Source organism: Candidatus Macondimonas diazotrophica (assembly GCF_004684205.1).
Classification (GTDB): Bacteria; Pseudomonadota; Gammaproteobacteria; order UBA5335; family UBA5335; genus Macondimonas; species Macondimonas diazotrophica.
This window is the reverse complement of record NZ_SRIO01000049.1, coordinates 1-2,540: the sequence shown is the minus strand read 5'-3', so window position 1 is coordinate 2,540 and position 2,540 is coordinate 1. Positions and strand designations below refer to the sequence as shown.

Annotated in this window: 3 protein-coding genes; all 3 read left to right on the top strand. The window is 53.8% G+C overall.

Going from position 1 to position 2,540, the window contains the following annotated elements; all coding sequences use genetic code 11:
• Positions 1–725 (top strand): DNA polymerase family A protein (locus tag E4680_RS14180; protein ID WP_205688949.1); only part of this gene is annotated, 725 nt, incomplete at its 5' end.
• A 208-nt stretch (positions 726–933) separates the two neighbouring features.
• The gene (locus E4680_RS13690; protein WP_135282984.1) at positions 934–1,227 is read left to right on the top strand and encodes a VRR-NUC domain-containing protein; all 294 of its coding nucleotides are present in this window, start codon (positions 934–936) and stop codon (positions 1,225–1,227) included.
• A partial coding sequence (locus E4680_RS13685) for an SNF2-related protein (protein WP_135282983.1) occupies positions 1,208–2,540 on the top strand: 1,333 nt, incomplete at its 3' end. The genes E4680_RS13690 and E4680_RS13685, both read left to right, overlap by 20 nt.

Below are 2,540 nucleotides of genomic sequence, written 5' to 3'. Positions count from 1 at the left end.
CGGCGCTGACGGGGAAGGAGGCCAAGGGCAAGAACGATCGCAACTTGGGTAAGGTCACCACCCTGGCATTCGGATTTGGCGGCGGCGCGGGCGCGCTCTTGCGGGGCTGTGTGCAGGCGCATCTACGCGCGACTGAAGTACTGCCCCGTGTAGAATACGATATCGAAGGCAAGGCATGGCTGGACGATCTTCTCAAACGGAACCCCAAGTGGCTTGTAGCCAGCGCGGAAAAGATCAAGATGGATTGGCGCGCGGTTCGGCCAGCCACGGTCCAGGCATGGGCTGCCGTGCAGGATTGTTTTCTATCCGGGGAAGGCCGCGCCGCGAAGATGGAATTCTTCCGTGATGGGGATGCCACAGTGATGAAGCTCCCGAGTGGCCGCCACCTGATCTACTGGAACGTGAAGTACGAACGTGGTGCCGACGGCATGGAGATCAGTGCACTTGGCGCGTACAAGAACAGCATGCACAGATCCAAGCTGACCAAGGGTAAGATATTCCAGAATGGAATCCAGGCCATGGCAGTTGATGTCCTCGACAATACACTGACACGCGCCGAGAAAGCGGGGCTGCCGACTGTGCTCCATATCCACGACCAGGTTGTTGCGGATGGCACGGCTCACGACGGTGAGAAGTTGAAAGCGATTATGGAAACATCACCTGACTGGTTGCAGCCGGGTCTGCTTAAGACAGAACTTGAAGTTCGTGAGAGGTTCGCCAAGTGAAGTACACATTAACGATCGACATCGGTGAGAGGACCTGTTACAAGGCGGATTTGTCCAGTGTACCGTCAATGTGCCCGTTTATCAGAGCATCTCATAACGGAACTCGATTCCATTGCGGGCTGTTTGTGTCCAGTCACGAACTGGTCGACGAGGCCGGGTGGCTGCTGCGCAGTGACGAGTGTCTGAAAACCCTGAAGAAGGCCGATGAATGACAAGTAAAACTGAAGCCGCAACTTTTCGTAGGCTGAATGATTATGTAAGGAAGCAGCGCGGTGGTGAGATCTTCCACGCCGATATCCTGTACCCAGGGTTCCCTGACAAGATGATCCTGCTCCCCAACGGACAAGTCATGTTCGCGGAGCTGAAGCGCGCTGGTGGTAGCCTTCGCCCAGGGCAGATGTACTGGAGGAAAAGGTTGCAGACTCTCGGTTTCGAGGCTGAGATTTTCTATGAGTACCAGGCACTGATCGAATGGATCGAGCGTGAAGAAAAAACCGATTGAATTTATCCCACGACCGGGACAGCAAGAGCTTATCAACCACCTCATCGAGAACAAGCGCAGCGCGATTTACGCCACCGTTGGCGCAGGGAAAACGGTTAACGGGTTGACGGTCCTGACCACCTTGGAGCTGATCGAGGATGTACTCCCCGCCTTGATCGTTGGGCCGAAGCCGGTACTCGAAGCGGTTTGGGTAGCGGAAACACAGAAGTTCAATCACACCAAAGGTTTGCGCTGTCAGGTGATCGCGGGTTCGCAGAACCAGCGCCTTGCGCAGATGCGTGCTGATGCGGACATCCACTTAATCAACTACGAGAACCTTGATTGGCTTCTTACGGAATTGCGCCGTGCCCGTGGCGGGGTGAAATGGAAGACCCTGATCCTGGATGAGTCGGTCAAGATCAAGGGTTTCCGGCGTTCAGGTGGTACAAAGCAGGGGCGTGCTGCTGTGCTCCTGTCGATGGCAATCGATCGGGTGCACCTGCTGTCTGGCCTCCCGGCACCGAGAAGTATTGAGGATCTTTGGGCACAGATGTATGTCATTGATCGGGGGGCCTCGCTTGGGGAGACCATTGAGCAATTCAGAATGGATTACATGAGGCAGATCAACAATGTTAAATCCCCTAAAGGTGAGGATGAAGGCGGTAAAAGGCGGAAATTTGGCGGAAAGTGGGTGCCTGTAAAAGGCGCTGTTGAAAAAGTTCGGGATAGGATAAAACATGTATGCTACTTTGATGACGTGCTAAAGAGGGAGGGAGTCCCTGACCCATACATCATCGACACCCCCGTAGAGCTACCCCATAGCGTCAGGAAGCTCTACACGAGTATTGAAACGGGTGTATTTGACGAAGATATCCGCCCGGAGACGGCAGGATCACGAACATCGGCGCTTATACAAGTAGCCGCAGGCTTTCGGTACACAGAAGATGGCTCCACTACTTGGTACCACGACGCTAAAATGGATGCCATAGAAGATATCATGGAAGGCGCTCCCGACGAGAATATCATCATCGCCTACCTGTTTAAAGCGCAACTGGAACAGCTACGCCGCCGCTTTGGAAAGTTGTTGGTTGATATAAAAGAAGGGGATGGGATTGACAGTAATAAGGATAAGTGGAACGCAGGCAGGATTAAGCTACTTGCCATGCAGCAGCAGTCAACTGCCGAGGGCTTGAACTTACAGGAAGGGGGGCGACGGGTTATATGGTTAACAGCATGGTACGATCTGAATGCCTGGGTGCAGCTAAATGGGCGTGTCGCTCCTCTCAGACAAAAGCAAGCTGGTCTAAACAGAGACGTATACATTCACCGCTTGA

Coding starts and splice junctions, on each gene's coding strand:
- E4680_RS13690 (WP_135282984.1), top strand. CDS start 934: ATGACAAGTAAAACTGAAGCCGCAACTTTTCGTAGGCTGAATGATTAT.